The 16,085-nt window shown below is 31.6% G+C and carries 15 protein-coding genes and 2 pseudogenes; 12 read left to right on the top strand and 5 right to left on the bottom strand.

Annotated elements, in window-relative coordinates:
* Nucleotides 1–95 precede the first annotated feature (95 nt).
* Nucleotides 96–929 (top strand): discoidin domain-containing protein, encoded by an 834-nt coding sequence (locus tag ACZ11_RS09725; RefSeq protein ID WP_049665631.1) that lies wholly within the window; start codon nucleotides 96–98, stop codon nucleotides 927–929.
* 123 nt (nucleotides 930–1,052) lie between these two features.
* Here ACZ11_RS09725 and ACZ11_RS09720 read toward each other — a convergent pair whose 3' ends face one another.
* Nucleotides 1,053–1,697, bottom strand: coding sequence for an HXXEE domain-containing protein (locus ACZ11_RS09720; protein WP_082172737.1), 645 nt, complete (start codon nucleotides 1,695–1,697; stop codon nucleotides 1,053–1,055).
* Nucleotides 1,698–1,705: 8 nt separating this feature from the next.
* The gene (locus tag ACZ11_RS09715) at nucleotides 1,706–2,293 is read right to left on the bottom strand and encodes a TetR/AcrR family transcriptional regulator (protein ID WP_049665629.1); all 588 of its coding nucleotides are present in this window, start codon (nucleotides 2,291–2,293) and stop codon (nucleotides 1,706–1,708) included.
* 195 nt (nucleotides 2,294–2,488) lie between these two features.
* Here ACZ11_RS09715 and ACZ11_RS09710 point away from each other — a divergent pair, with 195 nt between their 5' ends.
* Nucleotides 2,489–2,689 (top strand): hypothetical protein, encoded by a 201-nt coding sequence (locus ACZ11_RS09710; RefSeq protein ID WP_049665628.1) that lies wholly within the window; start codon nucleotides 2,489–2,491, stop codon nucleotides 2,687–2,689.
* 485 nt (nucleotides 2,690–3,174) lie between these two features.
* On the top strand, nucleotides 3,175–4,635 hold the full coding sequence (locus ACZ11_RS09705; RefSeq protein ID WP_049665626.1) for an IS1182 family transposase: 1,461 nt from the start codon (nucleotides 3,175–3,177) through the stop codon (nucleotides 4,633–4,635).
* A 432-nt stretch (nucleotides 4,636–5,067) separates the two neighbouring features.
* On the opposite strand, the gene ACZ11_RS09700 is transcribed toward ACZ11_RS09705, so the two are convergent.
* Entirely contained in the window at nucleotides 5,068–5,340 is a 273-nt protein-coding gene (locus tag ACZ11_RS09700) for a tyrosine-type recombinase/integrase (protein WP_049665624.1), read from the bottom strand.
* Nucleotides 5,341–5,393: 53 nt separating this feature from the next.
* Here ACZ11_RS09700 and ACZ11_RS25750 point away from each other — a divergent pair.
* The 7 genes and pseudogenes from ACZ11_RS25750 to ACZ11_RS09660 all read left to right on the top strand — a co-directional run.
* A pseudogene (locus ACZ11_RS25750) lies at nucleotides 5,394–5,516 on the top strand (site-specific integrase); the annotation flags it as partial.
* A gap of 315 nt (nucleotides 5,517–5,831) precedes the next feature.
* On the top strand, nucleotides 5,832–6,569 hold the full coding sequence (locus ACZ11_RS09685; protein WP_049665618.1) for a hypothetical protein: 738 nt from the start codon (nucleotides 5,832–5,834) through the stop codon (nucleotides 6,567–6,569).
* A gap of 154 nt (nucleotides 6,570–6,723) precedes the next feature.
* Entirely contained in the window at nucleotides 6,724–7,428 is a 705-nt protein-coding gene (locus ACZ11_RS09680; RefSeq protein ID WP_049665616.1) for a hypothetical protein, read from the top strand.
* Between the two features lie 85 nt (nucleotides 7,429–7,513).
* Nucleotides 7,514–7,582: pseudogene (locus tag ACZ11_RS27520) on the top strand (hypothetical protein); the annotation flags it as partial.
* A 664-nt stretch (nucleotides 7,583–8,246) separates the two neighbouring features.
* A complete protein-coding gene (locus ACZ11_RS09675) occupies nucleotides 8,247–8,567 on the top strand; it encodes a BA5345 family protein (protein WP_049665614.1) in 321 nt (106 codons plus the stop codon).
* A 396-nt stretch (nucleotides 8,568–8,963) separates the two neighbouring features.
* Complete coding sequence (locus tag ACZ11_RS09665) at nucleotides 8,964–9,143, top strand: sporulation protein Cse60 (RefSeq protein WP_049665609.1); 180 nt, start codon at nucleotides 8,964–8,966, stop codon at nucleotides 9,141–9,143.
* A gap of 380 nt (nucleotides 9,144–9,523) precedes the next feature.
* Nucleotides 9,524–11,989: an ATP-dependent helicase gene (locus tag ACZ11_RS09660; protein WP_049665607.1), complete on the top strand. Its 2,466-nt coding sequence runs from the start codon at nucleotides 9,524–9,526 to the stop codon at nucleotides 11,987–11,989.
* Here the strand turns inward: ACZ11_RS09660 and ACZ11_RS09655 are convergent.
* Nucleotides 11,979–12,926: an FRG domain-containing protein gene (locus tag ACZ11_RS09655; RefSeq protein WP_269079324.1), complete on the bottom strand. Its 948-nt coding sequence runs from the start codon at nucleotides 12,924–12,926 to the stop codon at nucleotides 11,979–11,981. The two genes, ACZ11_RS09660 and ACZ11_RS09655, sit on opposite strands and share 11 nt — an antisense overlap.
* 1,101 nt (nucleotides 12,927–14,027) lie before the next feature.
* Between ACZ11_RS09655 and ACZ11_RS26295 the strand changes: the two genes are divergently transcribed.
* Nucleotides 14,028–14,180, top strand: coding sequence for a hypothetical protein (locus tag ACZ11_RS26295; protein WP_161804455.1), 153 nt, complete (start codon nucleotides 14,028–14,030; stop codon nucleotides 14,178–14,180).
* A gap of 258 nt (nucleotides 14,181–14,438) precedes the next feature.
* On the opposite strand, the gene ACZ11_RS09650 is transcribed toward ACZ11_RS26295, so the two are convergent.
* The gene (locus ACZ11_RS09650) at nucleotides 14,439–14,765 is read right to left on the bottom strand and encodes a hypothetical protein (RefSeq protein WP_049665605.1); all 327 of its coding nucleotides are present in this window, start codon (nucleotides 14,763–14,765) and stop codon (nucleotides 14,439–14,441) included.
* 489 nt (nucleotides 14,766–15,254) lie between these two features.
* Between ACZ11_RS09650 and ACZ11_RS09645 the strand changes: the two genes are divergently transcribed.
* Nucleotides 15,255–15,662: a hypothetical protein gene (locus ACZ11_RS09645; protein ID WP_049665604.1), complete on the top strand. Its 408-nt coding sequence runs from the start codon at nucleotides 15,255–15,257 to the stop codon at nucleotides 15,660–15,662.
* The last annotated feature ends 423 nt before the right edge of the window (nucleotides 15,663–16,085 follow it).

Raw genomic sequence — 16,085 nt, 5'->3', positions numbered from 1 at the left:
CAATGTAATTGTACAAATGTTTATTCACACGAAATCTTATTATATATTTTCTTGTTAAATTTAACTAAAATTCAAATATAAAGGAGTGAGTAATTTTGAAAAAGATTTTATTAATGTTTTTATTCAGTATTCCATTTTTTATTTTCTCTACAATTGGAGATGCACATGCAGAAACAAGTAATTCTACAAGTTTAATTCCGAAAATGACATCGAATAATGCTCCAAGTGGTAAGGCGACAAGTAGTGGAGTGTTTTTCGAACCTTATCTTGCATTTGATGGAGTACCTCATTATTCAAAAAGTGGAGCTTTTTATGCATGGGGAACATCCGCAACAACAGGTTGGCTTGCATATGAATTTAATGAACCAAAGGTTCTAAATAAATATGTTTTATACTATGGTGATCATCAAAGTAATAATCCTGGATATACGTCTAATTTACCTAATTCTTGGACTTTTGAAGGGTCAAATGATGGTGTGAACTGGGTAGAACTTGATAAAGTAAGTAATTATACGGCTTGGAAAAATGGAGAAAATGCATTCACAATAACTAATAATCAATCATTTAAACATTTTAGAATTAATGTTACTAAAAATAATGGAAGTGTTTCAAATCAAGTAAATCTTACAATTCACGAATTAGAGCTTTGGGGATATGATACTGCAGAAAAACCAAACCCTGAAACTAAACCAGAGCCTACACCAGAACAAAATAGAGCTATTTTAGTTATTACATTAGTTACTGGGGTAGAGAAAGAATACGATTTAAGTCTTGAAGAAGTGAATAGTTTTATAAACTGGTATGATTCAACTAACGGAGAAAAATCTTATTCTATTAATAGAACAAATAAAAATAAAGGCCCCTTTAAAACAAGAAAAGACTATTTTGCACATGATAAAATATTAATGTATGAAGTTAGTGAATATTAATAACATTAAAAAAACAGTTTTTTGTATGCCCAGATACTCAATTAATTTTGAGCCTGGGCATTTTGTGTTTATTCACTTTGTAATTCACCTGTACTCTCTTTAGCATCCAAAATTCCTTCTGAATCACTTTAATGCATCATTGTACGGACCTAATTGCTTTTTAGAAAAGTAATGATTTGTCTCCTTATTTTTCAGTAACATATTTCCTTTTATAATCAAAAAATAGGTAGCTACTAGAAAATAGATTAGCCCTAATACCCAATCCAAATTTGAAGCTAGATTGTGTAAAAGAACATATCTCATATATGCATAACCAATCGGAACATGTAGTAATACAACTGCAGCTAATCCTGGGTTGTATATTGTTTTAGCTTTTATATTCGCAAAAATACCATGCCATATGAATTGAAAAAATCCCATTAAAATAGGTGCCAACCCAAGCCATATAATATTTGGAAAGAAAACCGGAAGTAAATAAAAAACATACGCAATCAAAATATTTATTACCATAGCAGATTGCGTATTTAATGGATAGCGATCTGGTATATCACTTTTAAATATAACTACATTAAACAGACCAGCGAAATAACCTGGCCAACGATACTCTTCAAATTGATGCACTAAAATGGCTACAAAACTTAACGCTAACAGTACTTTTATTTCACTCATTTCTCCAAAATTCGCGACTAAACAACCTACGACAACAATAGCAACAACTAACCCTACATCACACCAGTGCTTTCTAAAGAAACTAATCATCTCTATCACCCAATATCTCAATTTTTATAAAAATATCGTTCAAATAGGAAATCAATTTGTTTTTCTACAGGCAGTATTCTTATATCTGCCCCTGATTCAAGAATTGGCATCATTAATGCTGGAAGAAAAATGGATCCGAATATTTGCACTGTCATCATCATTAAAATTTCCTGATCCGATTCATTTGTTATTTCACTCAAAATATCTTTCACTTTATTAAAGCCGAGCCTCTTCAAAAAATCTCCATAATCGTATTGAGATGTAAATACCGTAGTTCCCTTTGCAATAATTTTCCTAACTAACTCAGGGTATTGCTGGATTACTAGTACATAATCAAATAAAAACATTTTTAATCTTTCTTTCGCTGGCACTGTAATATCATCTAAAATAGAAAAAGTGCCTTGAAAGCTAATTAATAAGACTTTAATCGTCTCACTAATCAACTTTTCTTTTGAGCCAAAATGGTAATTTACAAGCGCGATATTTGTATCTGACAATGCCGCAATTTTTCTTATTGTTACACTTTCGAAACCTTCGTCTTTAATTAACTCCAATGTTGTGTTTAAAATCTTTTCTTTCGTTGATATGTTTTCATTTTCCCTCAACTTATCTCCTCCTCTAGAATTTATTAATTAAACAATGTTTTAAACGTTGTTTAACTTTACGGTATCACATTCAATTTTTAAAATCAATTTAATCCTTTCGACATTCCCCTACATTTTTATGATTTAGGTAGTGGAGCATTTTGGGCACAGCCAAGTGATGGAGTAATCCGAGTTATTGATTTAGGAAGTGGGACAGTGAACGCTGTTACGATTGTTGATAAGAAACATATTAATAAAGCTAGTACCACGTTTAATTTCGGGGTTGAGACTGTGGGTGATAAAGATGATGTTCAAGAGATAGCCAGCGGAATAATACGTAATACAACCAAACTAAAATGGGATAAGAACGATAAAATCTTAATTTGTGGGGAGCAAATAATGGAAAAACAAAATTAAAAATGCATTCGATGAAATTTTAGATGAACAAATTCATCAAATAGCGTACAAAAAATGTATTAATGATCCTGAATACCAAATTGCAAATGCAAAAGCAGTTACTTTAATGGATAGGTTAAGAGGAACATTATCAAATGATAAACAAAGGAAATAATTAAACGAATTAGAAAGTGCTTTGTTTATAGGAGGTCACTGAAAAAGTCCATATCTTCTTACATTGCGAGGTATTCAACGATTAAATCGTTGAATACCTCGCTTTTTCATTTGGCACTGTGACTCTACTGTTGTTTTCCGAAGCATTCCGCTCGCTTTCCGCGGGCGAGCGCCGAGCCTCCTCCTACGCTTCGCTTCGTGCGGGGTCTCGTCTGTCTCGCTTTCCCGCAGGAGTCAAGCGATGCTTCTCCAAACAACGCAATGTATCACACTATTATTTTAGACTCGCTTTCCTTTATAATGAAAGAATTAATGTGCAGGTGGTGCCCCCGATGATTTCAAATCAAGAAACCCTTAATTTAAGTCCATATATGGCGATCTACGATATTGTTGTACCAAAAGATAATATACTTCGCCAAATCAATGAACTTGTTGATTTTTCATTCATTTTAGAAGAGTTAAAAACAAAATATTGTTTAGACAATGGACGTAATGCCATTCCTCCAATTCGCATGTTTAAGTACTTATTATTAAAAGCGATTTATGATGTATCAGACGTCGATCTTGTAGAGCGTTCAAAGTACGATATGTCATTCAAATATTTCTTGGATATGGCGCCAGAAGATCCAGTCATTGATTCAAGTTCGCTTACAAAATTTCGTCGGCTTCGTCTCCAAGACGTAAGCTTATTAGACATGCTCATTGGGAAAACAGTTGAGATCGCATTGGAGAAAAAAATCATCAACAGTCAAACGATTATTGTGGATGCCACACATACAAAAGCACGTTACAACCAAAAAACACCTAAAGAATTTTTACAAGAGAAATCAAAACACGCTCGAAAAGCTGTCTACAAAATTGACGAATCGATGAAAGACAAATTCCCCGCAAAGACCACTTCTAACGAAGTAAAGGATGAATTAGCTTACTGTAAGGAAGTTATTTCAGTCATTGAAAAGGAACCACAAATTGCACAAATGCCAGCTGTCAAGGAAAAGCTGAATGTTTTAAAAGAAGTCGCAGAAGATTTTCAAGAACATCTAAATTACTCTTCTGATGCGGATGCGCGAAAAGGGCATAAGACGTCGGAATCTTCTTTCTTCGGGTACAAGACACATATCGCGTTGAGTGATGAACGTATTATTACAGCGGCTGTCATTACAACAGGTGAAAAAAACGATGGGAAATATCTTCAAGAGTTAATTGAAAAAAGCACACAAGCAGGTATGAAAATTAATACAGTTATTGGAGACGCAGCTTACTCTGAAAAGGCAAACATCGAATATACTAAAGAAGAGAAAATCGCACTTGTGGCAAAGTTGAACCCTATTCTTACACAAGGACCACGAAAAGAAGAAGACAAGTTTGAGTTTAATAAAGATGCTGGAATGTTTGTTTGTAAGGCCGGTCATCTCGCGACAAGAAAAGCACGTACGGGTAAAAAAGGAACGAGTATGAGTCAAAGTCAGACATATTATTTTGATATTGAAAAATGTAAAGTATGTCCAATGAGAGAGGGCTGTTATAAAGAAGGCGCAAAAAGTAAAACGTATTCTGTCACAATTAAGTCGGATGCACATGCCGAACAAGAGGCATTTCAAAATACGGAAGCTTTTAAGCAATTAGCCGCAAATCGCTACAAAGTAGAAGCGAAGAATAGTGAATTAAAAAACGGACACGGGTACGATACGGCATCGACTGCGGGTCTATTTGGCATGGAAATTCAAGGTGCTACAACGATATTCGCCGTCAATTTGAAACGGATATTAAAGCTACTAAACGAAAATGAATAAGGAATAGAGACAGAAATAAGGCACTTCCTGTTCAAAACTGAACAAGAAGTGCCTTATTTTTATCTGAAAAAGGTTCGTTTTTATGAAAACGTAAGTTTTTCAGTGCCCTCGTTTATAGAAGAGTCATTTTTTTTGAATACAGCTATCGCCAAGGAGTAGTTGATAGCTAAATTATTTATAAAGAACTAAATGATTTGGTATAAGTTCGTTATATAGAAGTACATAAAATGATTGGTACCCCAGAAGTACCCCAAAAGAGTATACAAAAATACACGATAATACTAAAACCAGAAAATACGAAAGACTATGAATCGTTGATGTTATAGCAATCTATCTATAGGAAAATACACATTATAAAATCACTTGAACTCTGGGAGAAAAACACACCTCCGAAATGGTTATCATGATATATAAGGGTTTAGGGGCTAAATCTTAGAGATTAGCCCTACTTTTAGCCCCAATTTCGATAGCACGGTCAAATGTGTCGATAATTTTATCTTCCATTTCTCTCAATAAATGGCTATATGTTGTATGAATCATTTCTGGTGTGTTACCTAATCGTTCAGCAATCGCTTTAACTGGGACACCATTAATCATTAAAATTGTTGCATGTGAGTGCCGAAGAGAATGAATTGTACACTCTTTTAATCCGGCACGTTTTACAATCCTTTTAAACCCTTTGTGTAACGTATATTTTGGAGTAATTCAACTCACCTATTCCTGTACACACGCCGCCAAGCATGAAAGGAATGGACAAGGTGAAACTATATAAATCAGCAAAAGAACCTGAAATATATCACTATTTCAATGTGAATAAAGAAAAGTTATGGATGTTTCGACATAAGTATTATGATGCTGCTGGAAAGCGGAGAGAAAATGAAATTCCTCACCAAGCTAAAGGATCAGTGGGGATTATAAACAAAATGGCAGTAAAGAAGCATCTACAATCAGTGGACGGTAGGTGCTTTTAATTTGCCACAAGTGGCAGAAAGTTTTTTGTCTAACGAGATGAATTCATCTTCCCAACTTTTCGGGAAACTTTGTGAAGTGTTTCGAAAATGCAACCACTTGAAAGGACAAGGGATATTCCTCAAAACCTTTGAGGTCTTGCCAAAGTTGGCGACACTTGACTTTGTATCAAAATGTTATTACATATTTTCAACCTCATGGTTTATGATTAGTGTGGAGGGGTTTTTATGAATAAAAATATAATAATTTTATACGCTTCACTACTTTTAGTGCCAGTAATAATTAACTACGGATTATTATCTTGGTCAGCTCCGGGAGTTTCAATGGAAGCTAATCCTTGGTTGGGGTTTTTAGGTAGTTTTTTAGGGTTAATTGGAGCGATATCAATAGCGTTACTGAACAATCACAATCAGAAAAAAAGTGATTATGAGAAAGAAATGAAGAATAACAGATCATTTATTGTTCTTAATGATTTCCAAGGACCCATAGGATTAAAGAATGTAAAAACTCATGAAAATAGTAGATTGATTAGAACAGTGGGCTATGAAGAATTATTAAAAATAGTACCGAAAGATGATTATGTTTATACTTCAACTTCTTATATGAAAATTTCGCACTATGGAAATTCGGATGTAATATTAGACTGTAATATCTGCATTAGTTCTGAAGATAACGAAGGTAGTCAATTACCGGACATAGTAGTTAATACGGGAGTGTTGGAAAAACAAATTGAACTCTTTATTCCTATTGCACAACCATCAATTGGGATGGGCAATATAATAAACTTAAATAAAGTTGTTGTTGAATATTCAACACTTATGAACGAAAGATTAGAATACATAATGGATTTTGGAAATTTAAAAGAGTGTCATTATGTGATAAATGATAAAAAGGAAAAAGAAATTTTATTTGAGTTTGATGTTAAAGGCTCAAAGTGGACATATCCAAATAAAAGAAAAGATTAAGAACATCCTGTGGGGTGTTTTTCTTTTACCCTAAAAAGTGAGCATCGTGTAGTTTCCCCTTTACGCAGAACAATCGGTGCTTGCTTTTGAGAGTGAAATACATAAGGAATAGTTTGTTTTTATCGTGTATTATTTACAGAGAGGTGGTACATACATGGAAAATGATAAAACAAAATTCCCAACTAAAAAGGACATGACCTACTGGATTTTAATGATTGTGTTGTTACTAACAGTTGTTAGCGTATGGAAAACGAATGATCCAGAAAGTTTGACTAATCAATTGTCTTTAGGAGGCACATTACTTTCCATCTTCTTAGCAATAATCGCTATCATTTTTTCTTTTATACAATCATCAGATACCAATAGTCATAATAAAGAAATGATAGGAAAGATTGATGCTTTAACAAATAGTTTAAAATATCTTGATGAATTAAATGAAGAGAAATCTCAAGAGATAGCCACTAAGTCTACTGAATTAGACGAAATTAAGTCTTTAATAGAAAGTGTAGCAATTGAAGTAAATAACGTGAGTAAACAAACGCAAAATGGCCAGATAAATTCTGAAAACTTTAATAACCTTGTTCAGAAAATAGAGGAATCACAAAAGAAATATTCTAATAGTAATCTGTCTTTTGAAATAAAAGTTTTTAATCCAAATACTTTTTATGATTTTTTAATTGAAAACTATAAAAAAGGAACGTATATACGTTTAAAGACAATAGTAACTAAATTCAACGAAAAAAATAATATGAAAATATCAGAATCTGATATATTGAAGGTTATAGGTAAGTTGGAAAATGAGGGAAAAGTATCAGTTTTAAATGATAGAACAGGGATATATTTAACACTTAATAACTAACTTAGCAAGCCGTCAATATGACGGTTTTTTTAACAAAGCAACTAACATAATAGGTGATGCCATTGATTGAAAAAAGTTAACTGTAAAGCAACAAACGCTTGTTGAATACTACATCGAACTAGGGAATGCCACAGAAGCTTATTTAATGGCATAACTGAATGTTAAGAAGGAAGCGACAGCGAGAGCAGGAAGCCGAATGTTAACAAATGTTAGCGTAAAAGCCTATATAGACGAGCGCATGGAGGATTAAAGCCTGAACGGATAGCTGACTAACACGAAGTAATGAAGACGCTGACAACATTCCTGGTGTAAAGGGATGAAAAAAGTCAGACGGCTGAACGTTCTCACAGCTATGTTTCACTGCTCCGAAAATTTCGAGGTCGTTAGTGGCTCCGGATGAGGTTTTAATAATTTAATGATCGCTTCAATACAAAAAAGCATCCGCTCCAAGAGAGTAGATGCCTTTTTGTGTGGTTATTCCTCAATGATCTCCAGAGCGTTTTAAAAGTCCTTTTACCAGCCTTGGGTAGTCAAATTATGATGCTTGGTGAGCGTATTCAGGTGGTTCGAGAACACCATGTAAGAATCATAGAGAAAGTTATTGGTTTCAATTTAGAGGTAAAAGAAAAAGCCGCAGCGTGATGAGACGCTACAGCTAATTGGTTCATGCCCTTTGAAGTGCAGAAACAGTTTATCATAAAGCTTTAATATATGGCAATTAGAGGAGCCTTACACACAAAGTAAGGCTTTTTTGTATCAAATTTATATTACATATATTGCGTTTTCTATTTTATAGTTGGTTAAATGGAGGTGAGAGTATGAATTTTGATACTAAATATTTGATTAGATGGGGCATTCCAGGATGGATTTTCTTAATGACAGTTTTACCGTATCTATTTTTTGTATTTAACGATGATGTATTAAAGTCATTGGGAAAAGTTAATGATTTAGCATTAGGAGCAGCTATTACATTGATTGGTATACCACTTGGTTATTTTTTTAATCAACTTCATCATTTTACTTTTTGGGTAACGAACAAAAAGAATTGGGGTTCTTATTTTGAAAAGGAAGTTATTTTAGATATGTACCTTTCTAAAACAGAAAATGAAGGATATAAAGAGCGATATAGATATTTATAGCATGAGGTGGGCTCAGTACTAATGAGCTTCCTAGTATCAACTGGAATAACCTTAGTTATTAATATTAATCATAATGTTACAAATAAATACTATTGGTATTACTTTATTTCACTGGTTGTATTATCATCCATTTGGGTTGCTTTAAGACAATATTCTTCGAAAAATGCAATGAAATTATATGAAAGTTTATTATTTTTAGCAGAACGAGATTGAGAGAATATTTAGACATTCTTTGGGATGTTTTTTTATTTCGCCTTGAAAAGAGAGTATCGAGCAATGTTGTTTTCCTCCCCTTTGTTTCTTAGGTGTTGTTTTTATGAGCAAAATAATTGTGTCAAAATACTATTACAAAATTGTAGTATTTTGGATTAAAATTAGTGAGGAGGAGGTGTTTGTATGATTCAAGTTAAATTGTTCGACGAATTTAGAGCTAAAGAATTAGAAGATAAGTTAAATGAATTCTTAGAAATTAGCATGAAAGATTCTTTTAAGTTAATTGATATTAAATATAGTACTTACAACCACGGAGAAGATCGAAATGAGTGTCATTCAGCTGTGGTGATTTATGAAATTTAAATTATATATGACACTATCATACGATAGTGTTTTTTATTTTACAAAGCATCTAGCATAATGGGGTGATACCCCTGTGAAAGCATAAGTAAATACTGAAACAACAGTCTTTCACAGAAAACTTTTTTGAGTTTGGAAATGCTACTGAAGCTTTTATTAAAGTGCCTTTAACGAAAAGCGGCCTCGTTGTGATACTTTTGTTAAATTAATTAAGGTTCTTAAATATAAATCTATATTCAATAGGTTTTCTATTTCAACTTTAAATACAGAATATGTAATTAAAGTTTATATTTGGATTATATTTTAATACAAGTCCTATGTATTAAACTAATGATTGAAGTTTAATTGAAGATTTGAATTAATAACTATGAAAGGGAATAATAATGCTAAGTAATTTATTTGGTAATAAAACACTAAAACTTGAAATTGAAGAGTTAAAATTTGAATTGGAAGAGATAAAGAATAATTATACAAATGTCTTAAGAAAAAATTCAGAATATGAAAAAGAAATAGAATATCAAATTAATGAAATATGTGAGTATAAACAAAGTTCTGAAGTTTTGAAAAGTAAGCTAAAAAAGTATGAATTGGAATTAAAAAACACTTACTTAGAATTAGAAAAGTATAAACAAGCTTATAAAGAGCTGATAGAAAAGAATAATGATTATGTAAAGAAAACTGAATTGGAGCTAGAAAGGTATAAAGAGTTTTATGGCACTCCGGCCATCATTTGTTTAAAACCCTCTGATCAAGTTTGTATTTATGATGAGGATAGAAGCTTCTTTGACTACATAATAGGGATTACAGGTAACTCATTTAATGAACAACAAATAGCTGCAATTCAATATAATATGGAAAAGAACCTAAGAATAATAGCTGGTGCTGGAAGTGGAAAAACGGAAACTATATGTGCTAAAGCAGCTTATTTAAAATTTGTAAAAAATATAGATGAAAAAGAAATAGCAATGATTACATTTACAAGAAAAGCCAAAAATGAAATGATGGAAAGAGTTAACAAATTTTTGGGAGTAGAAAAATCAAATATTCATGTAGGTACCTTTCATAATGTATTCAGTAGTATATATAAAAATATTATAAAAAAAGAACCTGAACTTAGACATATAGGTATACAAGGTACTAATCCAGAAAAGGGGCTACTAGCATATAATTCCTTATTGAGGAGTTTAATAAAGAAGTATAATTTATATGATTTTGACAAGGAAGGAGAAAAAACGATAACAGAACGACTGCAGTATTGGACAAGTATGGGATACTCAAATGAGGAGATAAAGACTTTTATTAACCGGAATTACGATGAAAAATTTGTTGTAGATGGTGCCTGCCTTAGTGAAACATTTTATCAGATGTTAGAAGAATTTGACGTAAGAAGAAAAAAAGAACAAATCGTCGTTTTCGATGATTTATTACTTAACCTTTACAATGTATTACGAATGAGTGGAGAAGCAAGACGAATAGCACAAAATATGTACAGATATATATTTGTTGATGAATTTCAAGATACAAATCCACTTCAAATGAAGATTCTGGAACTACTCTGTCCGAAGGAAAAAATAAATTCTATTAGCACAAATAATAATACAAAGATAATAATAGTTGGTGATGATGATCAATCTATTTATGCATTTAGAGCATCTGATCCATCTTATATTAAAAATTTTTCTAACCAATACAACACTCACACAATTGAACTTATGACAAACTATCGTTCTATTGCAGAAATTGTTAGAGCGGGTAATAGGGTCATTGCTTTCAACAAACATGACCGTATTGATAAATCAATGATCCCTTTCCATAAGAAAAAAGGAGAAGTATATACGTTATATACAAAAAATCAAACACATGAAGCTGAAATAATTATAAATAAGTGTAAAGAAATTGGGGAGAAAGAGGAGCCTTTTAAATATGGTAACGAAATAGAAAAAGTGAATTATACTAAGAGTGTTATTTTGTATCGCTCAAAGAACCAATTAACAGAATTTGTTAATGTGTTAACTAAACAGAACATTCCTTTTGTGATTGAAAAAACAGATGATTTATTGGGTATTTTCAATTATCCTTTTTTTGGTCCTTTTTTTAAATTATGTTTGGAGTTACAGAAGGATAACAAATGGACTAATATCTTTACTTTTATAGCATCTAACCATTATGTACCATTAAATAAAATAAGACAATATACCAGAAATGAACAGTCCACTACTTCTATTGAAACCTTCATAAGTTTTATAAGAAGTAACTCGAAAAGTAAAATTGATGAAGATTCTATCAAAAATTGCGTTGAACTTATAAAGAGAATTTGGTATTACAGTGAAACAAATATCATTAAACTTTTAGAATTAATTTTTGAGTTCCCGAAAATAAAAAATGCTATGGATATTATTCAGAAGGAAGAAATACTTTCAGTATGTAAGGATTTGAATAAATGGAATGAGTTACATAAATATTATTTAGAACTTTTAAAACGGCAAGTGGAAATGGATAATAATGTAAAAAAATATCATGATGGTAAATATAACGCATTATATCTTTTAACTATTCATTCTAGTAAAGGTCTAGCTTTTTCTAATGTGTTTATTATAGGAGCTTATGATAGTGGAATACCATCAAGTAAATCAGTTTCTGTTCGAAATATTAATGTTAATTTAACAAAAGAAAAGGCAGAGCCAGTTTCAACTATAGAAGAAGAACGTAGATTAATGTATGTTGCTGTTACGAGAGCACGAAATAATCTATATATTACTTACCCTAAAACAATAAATAAAAAACCAATAAAATGCTCACCTTTTTTAAAAGAACTTAACTTACCTGTGATAGATTTAACTAACAAATAATCGCTGAATATCTAGGAGATGACCTCAAATGTGTGAGCAACTTCTTAATAGAATCGAATACAATCTTACCACAGAGGTAAAGCTCATAAATTAGTTGCAAGGGTGAGCATAAAAGCATATATAGATAAATTTCTTTTACATATTTATTGATAACTTTTCTGCCTATATCTTTTATTTGTTGAATATTTAATCTTTTTTCTAGAACAACAACAACGGAAATCCTTTTTGCTGTTAATTTTGAAATGTCTTCAATATTAACAATGGTATATTTATTCTCATAAGAGAAATTACTATCTTTATATTTTTCAATCAAATACGTTGCTACAGATGGAAGTTCAGGATAAATATAAGTATCATTTATACTATATTTTTCATCTAGTTCTTGTTTAATTAAATTTTTATATTCATGAGGAATTCTAATTGTTACAGTAGGTGTATCAATGAGTGGTTCAATCTGATGCTCTATCAAACCGTTGTTTAAGGTATTATTACAAATAACAAATGTTCCTTTTTGATTTCTTATACGATTATTTTGGTAGCTAATCTTCTCCTCATATTTTATGAATGCTGGTTTTGTAGAGTAGTCTATTATTTCTTCTTGAGAAATTGTTTCATTGTATATAGCAAAATATTGTTTTTGAACGAATGGAATATCATAATTTTCTAATTTAGGCAACAAACTCAAAAGACGAACGTGTTTACTATCTTTTGAAAGCCCTTTTTTAATAAAGACATAAACAAGACTATCAGACTCAACATCGATATTTTGGACCGAGAAGAATAATGCAATTAGTGGATCAACTGTTAAATCAATTAATCGAGTAGGAATTCCATAATGTTGCATTTTTGCTAGGTAGTCTATAGGTGTTGTTATATCTTTAAATTCATCTTCTTTTAAAACTTGCGACTCACTATAAAGCCTAAATTCATTAGAAATAAGACCTAAGTTTCTAGAAATACTAGAATTTATAGTCTCATATCTAGTTGTCCCCTGTAATATTTTTCTCGATAGTTGTTATATCTCTCTAAAATATTCAGGAACTGAGATAAGTTATTTGCTTGATCCATAGAAATCCTTAGTAGTATGAATTTTATTATAAATAAGTATTGGTAAGCTTTTTACAACATAGCTTTACTTTATAACGTAAATATATCAATTATTACTATTTTTGTCAGTGTTGATTTTTCATGTATTATTCAATTATTTTTTTGATGAGTCATTTTTTTATTGAAAAACAGAATATTAGTTACAAAGAGTAACATAAACAAACGCTCTGTGCTGGCGAGGAGTATAAGCGAGGTGATGTATGAAGACATGGTAAGCCAGTAAGTTAAAGCTCAATATATCTTGAAGGCATTTATAATCGATAGTGTGGGTGCCTTATTTTGATTGCTCAAATTAAGTAATCAAATATCTAACGCCCGAAGAGCCTTTCTTTACTATGTGTGGGTAATAACGAAAAAAGATTGGAGCCATTATTAGCCCAATCTTTTTACTCGCACATTCCTGTACACACGCTCGCCATTATCTAGCCCTACACACTAACCGCCATTTTAAATTCATCAGCCTCACTTTTAGCCCCAATCAGCCCCAAGTTAATACTTTTTCATTCATTATTTTGCGTACTAGTAAAATACATAAAACCTAATTCAACGTTGATATATCAATGTTCACCACTTCATTTATACCATAGTGTGCAACATCAATAATTTATTGGGAGAAAAACACACCTCCGAAATGGTTATCCTAAAAGTTACGAAACACTCGCTTAAAATGCGGGTGTTTTTTGTTCGAAAACATTGATATATCAACATTTGTAGTATATTGTAAATTTGTTTACCATTAAAATGGGGAAGGGTAGAGAAAAGGGTGTACCCAAAATTTTGACTTTGAAAAGGAATATGTTCAAGCATTATAGAAGCAAAACAAGGATGGAAAAGCCACATCGATGTGATAAGTTTGAATACTGCCGGGCTTCAAAGAAGTTAGGAGGCACATTTGAAATTGAGTATCTACTAGATTAGGTGGTGCAATTGAATGAATGATGTACAAACCAGAATTTTATTGCCTGCTTGGATTTTAAAAAATGCGGAGGATAATGATAAAATCAGTCGCTTGTTGCTGGAATGTAAGACTAAACTTGTCATTTCTTGCGCTTACCCGGGAAATTTTTTTTATTTCCTAACCTGAGTAAATACTTTTCCAAATAGCTTTTGGTAGGGCAGATAAAATATTGTGGTGGTTGACGCTTTACAATATGGGTTTTGTTAATAAGTCTATGATTAAAAATTTGAATATTGAAAAATAAGGGAAGGCTAAGGTAAATGGCAAAATACAGAAATGTACACACAACATTTTGGGACGACGGCAGCCAAAGGAATAGTATTTAGTATGAATGTATTTAAAAGCACCCTCAAAAAAGTAGAGGGTGCTTTTAAATTAATAGTATTAGATTGAATTTCGATAAGCTTTTAGTGTTGAATTATACTTAGAGTTTGATGAAAATTTTTGGAGGTTGTGCATTCCCCCTAGCCCTAATTTATTAGTACTAGAGCCTAATAATCCATCTTTAACAGCACTTTTTAGTGTTTCAATCTGCTTAGCAGAGAGTTTAGAGGTTTTACTTTTTTCGATAATGTTATTAACATTGTTAATTCTTTCTTGACTCTCTTTAGAAGTGCGGTTATTCTCGTTGCTGTTTTGTCGAGTGAGTCCTTTATAGGATCTACGTGACATTAAATATTGAGTATATGTCGAATTCCTTGTAGTAATCATAAAAGATTTCCCCCTTCCTAGTTAATTGATTTTTTAGTATTTACCATACTTATCCTAATATCGTCCAGAACTGTAATTAAATTAGTCTTTAAGAAAATATTTTCGGTTGAAGACGACTATTTAGATTACTTAATGCCCAGGTACTCAATTAAATTTGAGTCTGGGCATTTTTTTATTGCTAAAAGGAGAATGAGTGTTCTTAGAGAGGGCGGGATTATGATAAATGACCGTGGATCACTGAAGTGGACAGCATTTTCAATTTCAACAAAAACCTTCCAAACTAATTCGGAGGGTTATTTGACTTTTTAGTATAGCATGAATCAATTAGTAACAACAAAAATTAACAATCTGGTCATAATATTTACCAACAAAATATAATAACCAGGGTTTACGCGGATATGAACCGGTACACTCTCGGCAATAGAACAGTTTTATAAACAATTTAAATATGATAGAATTGTTTGATCATACCAAAAAAGGAGTATTTTTATGTTCAAAAAAATAGCTAGTGGTATTTTAGCAACAGGCATTTTATTCTCTAATGGCCAAGCATTCGCTGCAGAAATAGAGGGTTTTAAACTTAACACTAATAATTTAGTTGGTAAATTTGAAACTGAAGAAGAAGCAATAAATGGACATTATTATACTTTTAGTGGAACTGCAGACAAAACAATGAAAGTTGATTTTAAGGATATTGATGCGGATGGTGATATTTTTAAAATTACAATAAGAGATGTAACCAATTCATCACAAGTTTTATTTTCTGAATTTGCAGATCTAAATGGTTATAAATTTTTAGTTAAAAGAGGACATAGTTACCAAATAAGAGTTGGAGTAAACACTTATAAAGATGGTGGGGAATATACTCTAAAAATTGGTATACTCAACAAGCAATAAACACCAAAATTGTACGGTGTAGAAATAATTTGATGCGGACGATTAATTTTCAGAACGTATTTATATTAGATGTACATAAGTATGCTGTTTTATAAAATGAATAACCTGTTAAAAAGCCACTCATTTGAAAAATAATGAGTGGTTTTCTTCTATTATATATTAAAATACGGGGCTTCCAGGGTCTGCTTATATTTATGATACAACTCTACAACTAAGTATACCGAATAATGGTCAAGTTACTTTCAATTCAAATGGCAATATTACACCTACAGGGTTTGTAACACATGTACCCAAGGAGATTTAGATGAATAAACAACAATTAAATGTAACTCTTTCAATACCAATACCCGAAGATATGGTTTTAATCAAAAAAGATGAATTTGAAGAGTAAAAAGCACAAAATTTAACGTGAATTTATTGGAC

The organism is Lysinibacillus xylanilyticus (assembly GCF_001183605.1).
GTDB lineage: Bacteria > Bacillota > Bacilli > Bacillales_A > Planococcaceae > Lysinibacillus > Lysinibacillus xylanilyticus.
Note: the sequence above shows the minus strand (reverse complement) of the source record. Positions and strands in the feature narration are given on the sequence as shown.

Excerpts from the sequence above, each read along its gene's own strand:
- ACZ11_RS09705 (WP_049665626.1), top strand. The coding sequence starts at position 3,175 with ATGATTTCAAATCAAGAAACCCTTAATTTAAGTCCATATATGGCGATC.
- ACZ11_RS09685 (WP_049665618.1), top strand. The coding sequence starts at position 5,832 with ATGAATAAAAATATAATAATTTTATACGCTTCACTACTTTTAGTGCCA.
- ACZ11_RS09680 (WP_049665616.1), top strand. The coding sequence starts at position 6,724 with ATGGAAAATGATAAAACAAAATTCCCAACTAAAAAGGACATGACCTAC.
- ACZ11_RS09675 (WP_049665614.1), top strand. The coding sequence starts at position 8,247 with ATGAATTTTGATACTAAATATTTGATTAGATGGGGCATTCCAGGATGG.
- ACZ11_RS09665 (WP_049665609.1), top strand. The coding sequence starts at position 8,964 with ATGATTCAAGTTAAATTGTTCGACGAATTTAGAGCTAAAGAATTAGAA.
- ACZ11_RS09660 (WP_049665607.1), top strand. The coding sequence starts at position 9,524 with ATGCTAAGTAATTTATTTGGTAATAAAACACTAAAACTTGAAATTGAA.
- ACZ11_RS26295 (WP_161804455.1), top strand. The coding sequence starts at position 14,028 with ATGAATGATGTACAAACCAGAATTTTATTGCCTGCTTGGATTTTAAAA.
- ACZ11_RS09650 (WP_049665605.1), bottom strand. The coding sequence starts at position 14,765 with ATGATTACTACAAGGAATTCGACATATACTCAATATTTAATGTCACGT.
- ACZ11_RS09645 (WP_049665604.1), top strand. The coding sequence starts at position 15,255 with ATGTTCAAAAAAATAGCTAGTGGTATTTTAGCAACAGGCATTTTATTC.